The organism is Roseovarius sp. CH_XMU1461 (genome assembly GCF_037027165.1).
Lineage (GTDB): Bacteria > Pseudomonadota > Alphaproteobacteria > Rhodobacterales > Rhodobacteraceae > Roseovarius > Roseovarius nubinhibens.
This window is the reverse complement of the sequence record NZ_JAYMDV010000009.1, coordinates 22,774-36,523: the sequence shown is the minus strand read 5'-3', so window position 1 is coordinate 36,523 and position 13,750 is coordinate 22,774. Positions and strand designations below refer to the sequence as shown.

The following is a 13,750-nucleotide window of genomic DNA, read 5'->3' as shown; positions in this document are numbered from 1 at the left end:
ACGCATGTCGACTGCTTATCGGCGATGCCTCTGTTTAGCATCTGCCACAGGCCCAGCTCGGGCCCTCCAAAGGTGCAACCGCTTGATTCCGTCTTCCCTAGGTTGATGATCTGCGATATAGCATTTCGCACTTCGGTCTGGATCATCGTGATCTGGATAATAGGGAATACGGTGCGGCAAGATCTGTGATCTGCCAAGGCCGTAACTGCCCCCGCAACTGTAAGCGGTAAGCGAAGTCGGAAATTGTCACTGCTGTGAACACCACAGTGGGAAGACCCGACCGAGCCTCGACCCGCGAGTCAGGAGACCTGCCGAAGGGATCACCCAGTCCGGGCGCGGGGCGCGTCATGGCCTACGGACCTTCCGTCGTGGTGGCATTTGCACCGCTGACGGTTTGTTTTCTTCCGTCAGTTAATTCAACGACTGCCGCGATTGTCGCGGTTGGAGGATTAATTATGACACGCTATTCCATAGCGCCCTTAACGGCGAGCATTGCTGTTTTCGCAGCTCCGGCCTTTGCACAGGAGCTTACCTTTAATCTTGAGCCGATCATCGTTCAAGTTTCCTCTCTGTTGCCTGTCGAACAGACCCATACCGGCGCAAATATCGAGATATTGGAAGGGGCTGAGGCGGGGCAGAACGACACCCGCGTGATCGACCGGCTCGCACGCCTTCCCGGTGTGAACCTGATCAGTAATGGTGGCTTGGGGGCGCTGAGTACGATCCAGGTGCGCGGGTTGCCTGCGCGTTATGTCGGGGTGCACATCAATGGTATTGATGTGTCCGACCCATCGGGCACACAAAATCAGTTTAACTTTGGCGGGTTCACCGCTTCTGGGGTCGAACGTATTGAACTGCTCAAAGGGTCGCAGTCGGCTATTTTCGGATCGGAGGCGATTGCCGGTGTCGTCAATATCACGACCTTTGAGCCTTCCGAGCTCGGCTTTTCAGGCCGCGCGCAAGCGGAGGCCGGCAGTTTCGATACCTACAGTGGATCGTTGAGCCTCGGACATAGAACCGAGCGCGGCTTTGTCGCCCTCAGCTATGGGCGTATGGAATCGGAGGGAATCTCAGCGCAGTCCTTCAATACGGAAAATGACGGGTTCGAACAATCCACGCTTCACCTCACCGGGGAATATGTCGTTACCGATGCCGTCACGGTGGGCGGCGCTTTGCTCTATCGCGATGGTCGGAGCGAGTTTGATCGCTCCGCCTTCGCGCTGGATTCGTCTGGAACGTTGTCCTCGAAAGAACGCGGTGCGCGCCTTTTTACCGAGCTCAATACGGGGGCGATCACGCATACGCTCAGCTATGCCTATTTCGATATCGACCGCAAAGATCCCGGTGGCGCGACCCCGCGGTTCAAAGGCGAACGCTGGTCGCTTTCCTATTTGGGCAGCGCCCAACTGACCGCGTCGGCATCGCTCAATCTTGGTCTCGACCACACGCAGGAAGAGGTCAATTCCGGCACGGTCCGTGGCTCTGAAGACAATACCAGCATCATGGCTGAGCTGTTGATCAGCCCGTCAGATCAGGTCGATCTGTCAGCCTCGTTGCGTCACGATGAAAACTCGAGCTTTGGTGGTCAGGTTACGGGGCGCCTGACGGCTGTTTACCGCCCGCAGGACGATCTTGCGGTACGTGCTTCGGTCGGTACGGGGTATCGCGCGCCCTCCTTGTACGAAAGATTCAGCGCCTTCGGCGACCCATCTTTGCAGCCCGAGCATAGCTTGAGCTATGAGCTCGGCGTCGAAAAGACATTCGTTGGGCGCGGCTCGATAAAGGCAACCCTGTTCTATACCGATGTCGAAGACCTGATTGATTATGACCCGGCCGCTGTCGCCTGTGGCAGCGGCTTTGGTTGTTACAATCAGGTGCCTGGCACAACCACCTCTAAGGGGATCGAGCTGTCGGGTCTGTACTCGATGTCAGAACGGTTTTCGCTCTATATGGCCTGAGCGTGTTGCACAAATCGTTTCCGATGCGTAGCTGGTCCTTTGATTTGACTGCGGGATGCTGGGATGCCTTTCAAATTCAACGCGTCGCGGCGGGATAAGTTTGCGAAGGCAAAGTACCGTGTGACGAACTGGGCCGAATACAACGAGGCGCTCCGCCAGCGTGGTGACGTGACGGTCTGGTTCAGCGAAGACGCGGTGTCTCGGTGGTGCGCAGTGCGCTCCGGCAAGCGCGGTGGTCAACAACGATATTCTGATCTGTCGATTGAGACCTGCTTGACCTTGCGCGCCGTGTTCGGCTTACCGCTTCGCCAAACGCAGGGCTTTGTCCGCAGTCTGCTGCGGCTCATGCAGACGGACCTCCCCGTGCCGGATTTTTCGACGCTTTGCCGGCGTGCGCCATCGCTTCAGATCGCGCCCGACACCCGGACAGCCAGTGGTCCGATCGCGCTGGTTGTGGACAGCACAGGGCTGCGTGTCCACGGTGGCCGCGAGTGGATGCGTGAGAAGCACGGGCTGCCGAAGGCCCGCAAGATATGGCGCAAGCTGCATATCGGCTACGATCTGGAGAGCGGCGAGCTTGTGGCGTCCTGCCTGACACCCCAGCAGGTCGGGGACACCGGCGCTCTGCCCGACCTTCTTGCCGAGGTGTCCGGTCCGGTGCGCCGTTTCATCGGTGACGGGGCTTATGATGGTGTACCAACCGCCGCGACCATCCGGCACGCGTTTGGCCCGGATGTCGAGCTGATTATTCCGCCGCCGAAGAACGCCGTTCCCGGAGATTGCCAGGCACGTAACGCCCATATCGGCATGATAACCGAAACTGGCCGAATGGCATGGCAGAAGGCCACCGGTTATGGTCAGAGATCGCGCGGCGAGGCCCAGATCGGGCGATACAAACAGGTCATCGGACTGGAACTGCGCAGCCGCAACATGGAGACCCAGACAACCGAAGCCCGCATCGCTGTCAACGCCCTCAACCGCATGACCCGTCTCGGTCGTGCGGCCTATGAGCGTGTCGCATAACGAACCGGGGAAAGGGGCAAATGCGGCCCAACCGCTATTCGTGCAACGCGGTCACGCTGAACAAAGAATATTTTTTCCTTCGCAAGCCCCTCGAACGGCGGCTCTACGAGCTGGCGCGAAAGCATTGCGGGTCACAGCCAAAATGGAAGTGCGGCATCGAGCTCTTGCGCGACAAGTGTGGTTCCGGTTCGACCACGAAAGAATTCCGACGACTGCTTGGCAAGATTATCGAGGACGATGCCGCGCACGACCACATGCCCGATTACGTGATGAGCATCGAGGGGGACAATGTCGTCTTCCGTCCCAAGGCGGCTGAGTCGGTCGTCGCCCTGCCCTTCCAAGCTTTGCGGTTCAAAAAGCTCGACACGCACGATGAGGCACGGCGTCTCGCGCCTGGCTGGGATGTCTATGTGCTCGAAAGCGAGTGGCGGTCGTGGGTCTACGACAAGGCCATCGACGTGAAGGACGCGGACAAGCATTTCTTGGCGTTCTGCAAGAAACGTGGTGCGTACAAGCGCTAGGTACGCACAAATGTGGGTTTGTGCCTTTACGCATTCCCACGAATGTGGTGAGATTGATTCATGATAATTTCTTTCCTGAACCAAAAAGGCGGCGTCGGCAAAACCACCCTCTCGGTGAACGTGGCGGGCTGCTTGGCACGCCAGAGACATCGGGTGTTGCTGATAGACGCGGACAAGCAAGGCTCGGCTACGACATGGGCGAGCCTGCGCGAAGATGCGCCCTTCCAGGTCGTGAGCATGGCGCGCGCGAACATGGCACGGGACGCGCTCAAGCTGGCCCAAGATTACGACCACACAATCATCGACGGGCCACCCCATGCCGAAGAGATAGCCCGGTCCTGTATCGTGGCCTCGGACTTCGTCGGGCTGCCGATTGAGCCTTCGGGTCTTTCGACTTGGGCATCCGACCTGACGGTGCGCCAAGTGAAGGAAGCGCAAGAATTCAAACCAACCCTTAAATGTGGGTTTGTGGTTTCCCGCAAAATAGGGAAAACCGTGATTGGTCGGGATATCCGCAACATGGCCGCAGAGGCGGGCTTGCCGATTTTGGAAAGCGAAATCGAGCAACGGGTCGCCTTCGCGGAAGGCATGACCATGGGGCAAACGATTTTCGAGTGGGCAGGCGATAGCAATGCCGCCCGTGAGATTGAACACCTAACGAAAGAGATTGAGCGGTATGTCGAAGAAGACATTTTCAGCGGCTCCGAAGCCAAAGCAGCCCACGGATGACCAAATCCTCGCATTCGAGCGAGGCGGGGCAGGGCATGACACGACACGGACATCGAAGCCGGTGGCGAAATCTGCGGCAACGGATGAACCGACAAAGCGCCTGAGCCTCGACCTACCGGCCAGCCTGCACACGCGCTTCAAGACCGCTTGTAGTGCGACCGACCGAAAGATGGTCGGTGAACTGCAAGCATACATCGAGGCGCGAACGAAGGAACTTGAAGACGAGGCGGGAATAACTCGCAAATGAACAAATGTGGGTTTGTGTGAAAAATTGCACTAAACCATATTTGTGATGTAAAAACAAAGGGGAGGGCGGTGACACAAAAAGGCATCGCTAGGACGGAAATGCACGCAGAGCTAAGAACGAGAGAAGCCCTTGGGCCACTTGGCCCGGTGGAAGAGAAGAACGCCCCGGACGTGTTATACACGGCGGGCGATCCCTCGTTGCTGACCGAAGGCTCCCGCGTGGCAATCGTTGGCTCTCGCAAGGCCACGCCGGACGGCATCAAACGCGCAAAGGCCGTGACGCGGGCACTCGTAGAGCAAGGCATCATCGTGGTGAGCGGTCTGGCCGAAGGCATCGACACGGTGGCGCATCGAACCGCGATTGAAGAGGGCGGACGCACCATTGCCGTACTTGGAACCCCCTTGTCCAAGGCCTATCCGGCGAAGAACGCGGGGCTGCTCGAAGAGATAAAGCGCAACCACCTTGCGATTTCACAGTTTCCCGAAGGTTATCCGGGCAGGGGCGAAAACTTCCCGCGCCGCAATCGGACGATGGCGCTCATCTGCGATGCGACCATCGTTATCGAGGCAAGCGAGAAGAGCGGGACGCGCCACCAGGGCTGGGAAGCAATTCGGCTTGGGCGCGACCTCTACCTCCTTGAGAACGTCGCAACTGACCCGAACCTGACCTGGCCAAAGCAGCTTATCGAGTATGGGGCGCAGGTTTTGCGCCGTGAGAACCTGCCGGATATCCTGCTCGATATCCCAAACTACACAGCCGGGGGCGTTCGTGCCTTCGAGCTATGAGTATGGCACGTTTGCCAATTATTCCCCGCGCGGCAAATCCGACCTATCCCGAAAGTCTCGGACGCTTTGTGGCGCGGTCAAGGCGGGCAAGCTGCATACTCTCGGAACCGCAGTTCCACACCTCCAAGATTCCAAATCGGCTGTCCTTGGGCCATTCTTAGGGTCGGATGTGACCTTGGTGCCTGCACCCCGCTCCGCGCCCCTGCCGGATGGCGCTTTATGGCCTGCCAAGGTTATCTGCGATGTTTTGCACGAGCACGGGTTTGGCCAGGAGGTGCAAACCTACCTGACGCGGACCAAAGCGGTGCCGCGTTCTTCTAACTCTCCGGCGGCTGAAAGGCCGCTTGTACCGGTTCACCTTGATAGCATCGAGGCGGAACGCCCGTTCTTCGTGCCGGACAAAATCACCATTGTGGATGACGTGCTGACGATGGGGCGAACAAGCTTCGCCTGTGCGGAATTGCTCCGAGCGGTCTGCCCGAACGCGGAAATCAGAATATTCGCGATGATACGGACGCAGGGCCTCCAAGACGACATCGAGAAGATAGTGGACCCGTCCACCGGCATCATTGTGGGTTATCCATCGGGTAAAACGCATCGCGACCCATAAATGCACAAATGTGGGTTTGTGTGGTAATTGTGACTGTTTTAACCTTCAGAGCATAGACAAGCAGGCCCCATCGGAAGGTTTCTTCGTAGAACCACGCTAAGGAAGAACTTTCAGCGAACACAATCAGGTTCCCCAGTCTCTGGCTGGCCTGATGTTCAGTGGTCGCGCAATTTTGCGGTCTGCGGCTCCAGAATGCCAATCGAAGTCGCCGGATAGAATGACGTGCTCCCAACCGCCCGTGTTCAATGCGGACACCAGGGAGCGCATTGCGCTTCAGGGCGCGGTCAACTTGCTCAAGGGGAAAGCCCCAAGTGGCGCATCGCGAGGGCATGATGTTCGTGCCGCGTATTCCGCCTGATGGCATAATCGTCGAGAGTACAGGCCTCCACCTGAAGCTGTTCAGCAAGCGGTCTCATACGTTTCCGAGAAACAATGGTGTTGGCCCAAAGGGGCCGCCGGACAGCAAGAGGCTGCCCCTGGCATTATTAGTGCCGTAAAGTAAAGCGTTCTGCTCAAGCAGAAGTGGCGAAGGGCGCTTCCTGCTTCGCCAAGCCGTTCCCCAGTAACGATTTTCCGATTTTAACTCCCCTTCCCGGAAACCGGCCCAGGTTAGCGGCCAAGCCGTTGTCTGGCCGGTGAAAAACACCACCGTGCTTTCCAGCATTCAGGAAAGCGCCCAGACCGAACCGACCCCATTTATCGGGGCGGTTTGGGCGCGGGGCAGGTCGGACAAAACCCGCAGACAAGCGGCATATCCTGCCAATGTCGCACCTTCATTTTAAAACGGGTTATGCCTTGGCAAATCAGCCGGTTTTCGAGCTGACTGGTATGCGAAGAAAGCGCCCTTATTTCTTGCCACCTTCCCACAGCCTCCGACGCGACAGGGCAGGGCGACGGCTCGCCCGCGTGTGAAGTTAACGTTCCTATTTCTTGCCACCTTCACCCTTCTAAATCTCTCTATTTTAGAAACGACCGGACAGGCGGTTCAGGTGATCCATGATCCCGACCAGGGCGCGATCTGACAGGGCGTCGTGTTCCCGGCAAAGCCGCTCATAGGTGCGCCAGTGCATTCCCTTGGGCTTGCCCCAGTCGCCGCCTTCCAGGATGCCACCAGGCCAGCCCATTTTGTCCCTGATGCGATCTGCCCGCCGTGCAGCTCGATCCCCTGGCTTTTCGCGCTGAGAAGGGTAGGCGAGCCGGTAGCAATGGCGGCAGGCGAAGATTGCCCCGCCGTAGAGGATGGCAACCCGGCGACCGCAACCCCGAGCTGGGCAGAGAAACCAATGCCGCTCAGGCCTTCAGGTCGCGCGATCCTCGGCCAGTGAACATCTTGTAGCTATAGAGATCCCGCAGGGCCGCCAGATGTTCATGACGCGTTTCTTCGCGGCTTGCATATCCAGCCAGATCGTCTGATTTCAGCCCAAGCTGCGCAGCCAGGAAGCGCGTGATCTCCATTGGAATGACCTCGCCCGGGGTCAACAACCGACCGGGATAGCGCAATGCGCAAAGCTGGAGAGCAAACCCAAAACGATTGTGGGGGCGGCGGCGGGCGCGGATGATTTCCAGATCGTCGTCCGCAAGGGTGTAGTGGCGCAACATCGCCGTTTCATCGGTCGGAAGATCAAAAAGTACTGAGCGCTGACGCTCGGTGAGGATAGTACGATGCGCCATGTTCCTTTTGCTTTCTACATATGGTTTGCGTATTGATGATTAAGATACTGAATAGGGAATTGTTCGGATGGCTGAAAGCGCGTCGTTTTCCAGATCGTCTCAAACGAACGTTTGTGAAACATGCTGATCGGCTATGCACGGGTCTCGAAAGCCGACGGCAGCCAGTCCCTCGATTTACAGCGAGATGCATTGATCGGATCAGGGGTCGAAGAAGGCCAGATCTATTCGGACCTAGCATCTGGAAAGAAGGATGACCGATCCGGTCTTGAGGCCTGCCTCAAGGCATTGCGCAAGGGCGATGTCCTGGTTGTGTGGAAGCTCGACCGTATGGGGCGTAGCCTCCACCACCTTGTCAAAACCGTCAGCATGCTGTCCGAGCGTGGCGTCGGTCTCAAGGTTCTCACCGGGCAAGGGGCGCAGATTGATACAACGACTGCGGCTGGAAGGCTGTCATTCGGCATCTTTGCAGCGCTGGCCGAATTTGAAACCGAGTTGATCCGCGAACGCACAATGGCCGGGCTCCAAGCAGCCCGCGCGCGCGGCCGAAAGGGGGGAAGGAAGTTTGCTCTGACAAAAGCGCAGGTGCGAATGGCGCAGGCCGCTATGGCCAGTCGCGATACGTCGGTTTCAGAACTCTGCAAAGAGCTCGGGGTGAAACCAGTCACGCTCTACAGATATGTCGACCCGAACGGCAATCTACGCGATTACGGGAAACGGGTTCTCAGCGCTTAGCGTAGGATACTGCACTCTCCGGCATCAGACCCCTGGTTGCAAACAATTCGGGCTCATTCGCAAATAATGCGGGTTCGGCACCCAGGATAGACGCAAATAATCCGGGCCAAAAATCACGATGTTTGCAAGCCGAACTCAGGATGATTGCAGGCCGTTACATCTACAAGGCCGAGGTCATCCACCGACGTGGCCCCTGGCGCAGCTTCGACGCCGTCGAATACGCCACCCTCGAATGGGTCGACTGGTTCAACAACCGCCGCCTGCTGGAACCCATCGGAAACATCCCGCCAGCAGAAGCCGAAGCCAACTTCTACGCAGCTCTGGAAACTGAAACAATGGCAGCGTAACTTACATCAATCGGCCTCCGGCAAACCCGGTGCGGTTCAATCCGTCAGAGCTTCAGAGCGCATTGGGCAAGCGGCTCCATCAGGCTGCCATCGTGCCACGATCCATGTACCAAAACTATTTTCAATTTCTCTCTCCCTTGGGCCCTATTTCTAAAAGGTTGGCAACTCGAACCCACCGTCACCGCTTCCAAAATCGATAGAGCCTTCCTGTGTAGGCTCGATATCCGCGTAATGCGTGACCAGCTCCGGCTGCCAAATCACCAAGGCGATCACAGCCACTTGGATGGCAATGAACGGCACCACACCGCGGTAGATTTGCCCGGTGGTCAGGCCGTCGAACTCGCGCCCGGTTTCAGCGTCGTGCCATCGTCCCACGGGAGCGACGGATCTGAGGTAGAACAGCGCGAAGCCGAAGGGCGGCGTCAGGAACGAAGCTTGAAGGTTGATCGCCAGGATGACGCCGAGCCAGATCAGGTCGATCCCAAGCACATGCGCCACCGGTGCCAGCAATGGGACGACGATGAAGGCAATCTCGAAGAAGTCCAGGAAGCAACCCAAGATAAAGACGAGCATCGTCACGAAAATGAGGAACCCTGTCGCACCGCCAGGCAAGGCAAGCATCAATTCCTCAACCCAGACGTTGCCGTTCACGCCGTAGAAGGTCAGCGCGAAGACACGCGCACCCAGTAGGATGAACATGACAAAGGCCGACAAACGGACGGTATAGTCCAAGGCTTCGCGTAACACATCACGAGTCAACCGGCGCTTGGTCGCAGCAATCACCAATGCGCCGACCGCACCCATCGCGCCGCCCTCGGTCGGCGTCGCAATCCCAAGGAAGATTGTCCCGAGTACGAGCATGATCAACGCCAAGGGTGGCAATAGGGCGATGATAACCGATTGCGCCAAATCAGAGATCATTCCGAACCGGTACTTCCGCTCGGCGAGACAGGCGCCAAGAGCGAGCGCAGCCGCGAACGCACCGGCCCAGACAGTACGAACCTCATCTCGCACACTAGCCATGGATAACGTCTCAAGCGCGAAATAGACTACCACGGCCGCGGCGACCACGAAGAGGAGCGAGCCCAAACCACCCTCAAAATTACGCGCCTCCGGCGGCAAGGACGGAACCTTTTTGGGCCGGAATGCGCCGAGTGCCAAGATGTAAAGACAATAGGCGCCCACAAGGATCAACGCGGGATAAAGCGCGCCCAGATACATGTCCCCAACCGAGCGTCCGAGTTGATCGGCCAGAACGATGAGCACCAGAGAAGGCGGCACGATCTGCGCCAATGCCCCTGCCGCCGTGATGGAGCCAGCAACAACGCCCCTATCATAGCCATAGCGCAACATGATCGGCAAAGAGATCAGGCCCATCGCGATTACGCTCGCTGCAACCACACCGGTTGTCGCCGCCAAGAGTGCGCCCACGACAACCACAGCATAGGCAAGGCCGCCACGCACGGGGCCGAAGACCTGCCCGATGGATTTCAGCAAGTCCTCAGCCATACCTGACCGCTCAAGCACCAGCCCCATGAAGGTAAAGAACGGAATAGCCAGCAAGGTCTCATTGCTCATGATGCCGAAGACCCGTTCGGGATGGGCACCCAAAAGCTCCCACGACAGGCCGATTTCGGGAGAATAGTCAGACAGCCAGACACCGATGACGAAGAAGCCCAGACCGCCCGCGGCCAGAGTAAAGGCGACAGGGTAGCCCAGAAGCAGCATAGCCATCACAGTGATGAACATGATCGGCGCAAGGTTGTGCGCGATAAGGTCGATAAACATCAGGAGCGTCCTTCGTTCTGGCGTGCGGAGGCCATGCCTTGATGCGCCCCTACCTTTTGTTCAACCAGCGGCAGCGCGCCGGAAAGGCGGGCGTTGCTGCGGATGATTTCTGCGATGGCTTGCAGGCTCAGCAGGATAAATCCAAGCGGGACAATGGCCTTTGCCGGCCAAAGCGGAAGGCCGCCAGCGTTTGCCGAAGTTTCACCGGACAAAATGGACGATAAAGCCCAAGGCGCCGATAGCCACAGCATGACAAGGCAAAAGGGCAAAAGGAAAAACAAATGCCCGAACAATGTCATCCTTACAAAGGTACGCGGTTTCATTCGCGAAGATAGAAAGTCGATCCGCACATGTTCATCGCGGCGAAGGGTGTGCGCCGCAGCCAGCAAGAAGACCGCACCGAAAAGATACCATTGTACTTCAAGCCACCCGTTGGAGGACATGGAGAAGACTCGGCGCATTACCGCGTTCACCGCACTGATCAGTACGGCGGCAAGCACCGCCCATCGCATCGCATGGCCGATCGCGGTGTTCAGCGTGTCGATGCCGGCGCACAGGCGCAAAAGCCCAGTCATGCTGCTTTGACCTTGGCCAGCGCACGCAGGTTCCAGTCAGCCTCAATCAAGGCTTCTCTAGTGGGGGCCGCGCCAGTGCTTACCAGTTTGCGCGCGGTCACAAATTCCGCGGGCGCGTTTATACACTCCACGGCGCAGAGCCGGCCAGCCGAAAAATTAAAGATCACTTGCCCGTTCGCGGTGGCGACCCGGTCCACTGAGCCTTGCGGGTCGGACACGCCCGCCATCTGCAGCTTCAGATCACCTTGATCGGACCAGAACCACGGGAACGCACGGAATGGCGCGTCCTGCCCCAGAAGAGAGCCCGCGACGTAACGCCCCTGCGCAGTGGCATTGGGCACCGATTCCAGCCGGACGCGCCGCCCGTGATCCGGGCAAGGAAAGCTTGCACAATCACCGATCGCATAGATGTCGGGGTCGGCGGTGCGCAAATGCGCGTCGACCGCAACACCATTATCGCAAGGCAGCTCCACCGCTTCGGCCAGTTCCGTGTTCGGTACCACGCCGATGCAGACCAAAACGAGGTCCGCCGGTACGATGGGTCCGTCTTGCAAGGCTATCCCGACGGCCCTGCCCGCTTCGGTTTCGATCCTCGCGATCTGCGCACCGATATTGACGTCCGTGCCGATGTTCCTCTGATGCATAAACAACTGCTCGGAAGTCTGCGGCAGACAGGCTCGTGCACAAAGCCGGTCACCCGCTTCGAACAGCGAGACGGCGATGGCGCGCTTGCGCAGGCTTGCCGCGATCTCCAGCCCTATGAAGCCGCCGCCGATGATGGCAACGCGGCGAGCCGCGCCCAGGGCCTCGCGCAAGGCCTGCGCGTCATCGACACCGCGCAGCGCGTGCACGCCCTTCGCCTCGGCACCAGGCAAGGGAAGCAGGCGATTGCGTGTCCCGGTGGCAAGGATCAACGAGGTAAACGCCAAAACGTCACCACACGACAGCGTCACTGTCCGGGCGTCGCGGTCGATGGCCGTGACCCGTGTGCCGTCGCGCAATGTGATGTCACGGGATGCCAGAGCCGCGCGCGGCTTGATAAACAAAGTGTCGGGAGCAACATCGCTGGCCAGATAGGTTTTGGACAGCGGCGGGCGCTGATAAGGAGCATGAGCCTCGTCCCCGATCAGCGTGATCGGCGCAGAATACCCTCCTTCGCGCAGCGACAGCCCCGCTTGCAGCCCGGCCTGCCCTGCCCCGACGATGACAACCCCAGACTCCATGATCAGACCTGCGTTGCGGGAAGGATCACGCGCAGCCCGTTTAGGTCAGGCGAAAGCGGGATCTGACAGGAAAGCCGGCTGCCTTCTGTCCGCTCTTCGGAAGCGGACTCGAGCATGGCGTCCTCGGTCTCGTTCATCGCGGGCAGCTTGTCGCGCCATTCCGGAACGACATAGACATGGCAGGTCGCACACATGGCCGAGCCGCCGCATTCCGCGACGATCCCGTCTACGTCATTGTCCAGCGCGGTTTGCATGACGCTATCGCCATCGGTGCCTTCGATCTCGGTGACGCTACCGTCGGGGTGCTGAAAGTGAATCTTTGTCATGGTATCTTGTCCTTACGAAACAAAGCGAACCGGCAGCGTTTCAAAGCCGCGGATCGTGTTGTGCACCTTGTGTATCGGCGTACCGGTCAGTTCGATCTTCGAGACCCGCCGCGCCAGTTCCTGCACGAAGCATTCTGCCTCGAGCCGTGCAATCATTTGACCAACACAACCGTGGATGCCGGCCCCAAAGGCCATGTGACCGACGGTCTTGCGGTCGATGTCGAATACATCCGGATTGTCCCAACGGTCAGGGTCCCGGTTGGCAGAACCCAACACGATAAAGACCTTTTCCTCGGCCCCCATCTTGATACCGGCCACCTCCATGTCTTCGCCCGTTGTGCGGAAGGCGCCTTGGAAGGGTGACTCAAACCGCAGCACCTCTTCAACGGCGGCGCGGGCGCGGGTCGGATCGGCGCGCAGCTTGTCCCATTCCTGCGGGTATTTGGCAAAGCACCAGATGGCATTGGCGATCAGGTAAATCGTGGTATCGACCCCAGCGGAAAGGAGCGACCGCACCAGCATGAAGGCCTCGTCATGGGTGACTTCGCCATTGTCCGCAGCCTCGTAGATCTGCGCGCCAAATCCGTCCTTTGTCAAGTTCTCACGCTTGCAGGCCTGCAGAATGTAATCGGTAAGCGGGGCCGCATGGCGGGCCGATTCCTCAAAGATGTCATTGAGCACACCAAAGGCGTTGAACACCATTGAACCGTAGAACAAAAGATTGTCACGGTCGCCGGGGGCCACCCCGACCGCATCGGGAAAGACCTTGAGAACGTATTCCTTGGCCACATCCGCAAAGCCGTCCACCGTCCCTGCGTCGAGAATTCTGTCGACCATCGCCGCCGCATTCGCCTCGAATTGAGGGCGCATGCGCTTGATATTTGCAGCTCCCATGACGCGGCCCGTCACGGCCCGGCGCGGCGTATGTTCGGGCGGATCCGCCTCGATCAACACGCTGGGTGGCCGCCAGGGCTTTTCCTTGTGGAAATTGGCAAGGCCCACACCGGCACTAGAGCTGAAGCCGCGCCAGTTCATGAGCGAAGCCTTGACTTCGTCATGCTTTGGCAGGCACCAGCAGCCGTATTTCTCAAGCCAGACAACCCGACCTATCTCGCGCAACTGTGCGTGATAGGGATAGGGGTCAAGAATGTAGTCGCGGCTGAATGGATCAATCTGAGTCGATGGTGCAGCGCTTTTGGAAAATGAATCCAGCAT

At 58.6% G+C, this 13,750-nt stretch carries 14 protein-coding genes, 2 pseudogenes and 1 riboswitch; of the genes and pseudogenes, 9 read left to right on the top strand and 7 right to left on the bottom strand.

Features of this window, described 5'->3' with window-relative positions; all coding sequences use genetic code 11:
• The first annotated feature begins 116 nt into the window (after positions 1 to 116).
• A riboswitch (cobalamin riboswitch) is annotated at positions 117 to 330 on the top strand.
• A 125-nt stretch (positions 331 to 455) separates the two neighbouring features.
• The 7 genes from WA237_RS17140 (at position 456) to WA237_RS17110 (ending at position 5,873) form a co-directional block, all read left to right on the top strand.
• Positions 456 to 1,958 carry a TonB-dependent receptor plug domain-containing protein gene (locus WA237_RS17140; protein WP_336099087.1) on the top strand — a complete coding sequence of 501 codons (1,503 nt, stop codon included), beginning with the start codon at positions 456 to 458 and terminating at the stop codon, positions 1,956 to 1,958.
• Between the two features lie 63 nt (positions 1,959 to 2,021).
• Positions 2,022 to 2,981, top strand: a complete 960-nt coding sequence (locus WA237_RS17135) for an IS5 family transposase (protein WP_336099044.1) — start codon at positions 2,022 to 2,024, stop codon at positions 2,979 to 2,981.
• Positions 2,982 to 3,001: 20 nt separating this feature from the next.
• Positions 3,002 to 3,502 carry a replication initiator protein A gene (locus WA237_RS17130; protein WP_336099086.1) on the top strand — a complete coding sequence of 167 codons (501 nt, stop codon included), beginning with the start codon at positions 3,002 to 3,004 and terminating at the stop codon, positions 3,500 to 3,502.
• A 60-nt stretch (positions 3,503 to 3,562) separates the two neighbouring features.
• The gene (gene parA, locus WA237_RS17125) at positions 3,563 to 4,231 is read left to right on the top strand and encodes a ParA family partition ATPase (protein ID WP_336099084.1); all 669 of its coding nucleotides are present in this window, start codon (positions 3,563 to 3,565) and stop codon (positions 4,229 to 4,231) included.
• Positions 4,179 to 4,478 (top strand): hypothetical protein, encoded by a 300-nt coding sequence (locus WA237_RS17120; protein ID WP_336099083.1) that lies wholly within the window; start codon positions 4,179 to 4,181, stop codon positions 4,476 to 4,478. The genes parA and WA237_RS17120 overlap by 53 nt, the downstream gene beginning before the upstream one ends.
• A gap of 68 nt (positions 4,479 to 4,546) precedes the next feature.
• Positions 4,547 to 5,263, top strand: coding sequence for a DNA-processing protein DprA (locus WA237_RS17115; RefSeq protein ID WP_336099081.1), 717 nt, complete (start codon positions 4,547 to 4,549; stop codon positions 5,261 to 5,263).
• Positions 5,264 to 5,432: 169 nt separating this feature from the next.
• Positions 5,433 to 5,873 (top strand): hypothetical protein, encoded by a 441-nt coding sequence (locus tag WA237_RS17110; RefSeq protein ID WP_336099080.1) that lies wholly within the window; start codon positions 5,433 to 5,435, stop codon positions 5,871 to 5,873.
• A gap of 962 nt (positions 5,874 to 6,835) precedes the next feature.
• On the opposite strand, the gene WA237_RS17105 is transcribed toward WA237_RS17110, so the two are convergent.
• Both WA237_RS17105 and WA237_RS17100 read right to left on the bottom strand, forming a co-directional pair.
• Positions 6,836 to 6,997, bottom strand: coding sequence for a hypothetical protein (locus WA237_RS17105; protein WP_336099079.1), 162 nt, complete (start codon positions 6,995 to 6,997; stop codon positions 6,836 to 6,838).
• A 172-nt stretch (positions 6,998 to 7,169) separates the two neighbouring features.
• Positions 7,170 to 7,544, bottom strand: a pseudogene (locus WA237_RS17100) (DUF4158 domain-containing protein); the annotation flags it as partial.
• A 120-nt stretch (positions 7,545 to 7,664) separates the two neighbouring features.
• On the opposite strand from WA237_RS17100, the gene WA237_RS17095 reads away from it, so the two are divergent.
• Together WA237_RS17095 and WA237_RS17090 are read left to right on the top strand one after the other, a co-directional pair.
• A complete protein-coding gene (locus tag WA237_RS17095) occupies positions 7,665 to 8,276 on the top strand; it encodes a recombinase family protein (protein ID WP_047998388.1) in 612 nt (203 codons plus the stop codon).
• Positions 8,277 to 8,434: 158 nt separating this feature from the next.
• Positions 8,435 to 8,623 (top strand): annotated as a pseudogene (locus WA237_RS17090) (IS3 family transposase); the annotation flags it as partial.
• Positions 8,624 to 8,773: 150 nt separating this feature from the next.
• Here WA237_RS17090 and WA237_RS17085 read toward each other — a convergent pair.
• The 5 genes from WA237_RS17085 to WA237_RS17065 are packed head-to-tail and all read right to left on the bottom strand — an operon-like array spanning position 8,774 to position 13,750.
• On the bottom strand, positions 8,774 to 10,411 hold the full coding sequence (locus tag WA237_RS17085; RefSeq protein WP_336099077.1) for a TRAP transporter large permease: 1,638 nt from the start codon (positions 10,409 to 10,411) through the stop codon (positions 8,774 to 8,776).
• Complete coding sequence (locus tag WA237_RS17080; RefSeq protein WP_336099076.1) at positions 10,411 to 10,986, bottom strand: TRAP transporter small permease subunit; 576 nt, start codon at positions 10,984 to 10,986, stop codon at positions 10,411 to 10,413. Before WA237_RS17080 ends, WA237_RS17085 begins: the two co-directional genes overlap by 1 nt.
• Entirely contained in the window at positions 10,983 to 12,209 is a 1,227-nt protein-coding gene (locus WA237_RS17075; protein ID WP_336099075.1) for an NAD(P)/FAD-dependent oxidoreductase, read from the bottom strand. The genes WA237_RS17080 and WA237_RS17075 overlap by 4 nt, the downstream gene beginning before the upstream one ends.
• 2 nt (positions 12,210 to 12,211) lie before the next feature.
• Positions 12,212 to 12,535 carry a 2Fe-2S iron-sulfur cluster-binding protein gene (locus tag WA237_RS17070; protein WP_336099073.1) on the bottom strand — a complete coding sequence of 108 codons (324 nt, stop codon included), beginning with the start codon at positions 12,533 to 12,535 and terminating at the stop codon, positions 12,212 to 12,214.
• A 12-nt stretch (positions 12,536 to 12,547) separates the two neighbouring features.
• The gene (locus WA237_RS17065) at positions 12,548 to 13,750 is read right to left on the bottom strand and encodes a cytochrome P450 (RefSeq protein ID WP_336099071.1); all 1,203 of its coding nucleotides are present in this window, start codon (positions 13,748 to 13,750) and stop codon (positions 12,548 to 12,550) included.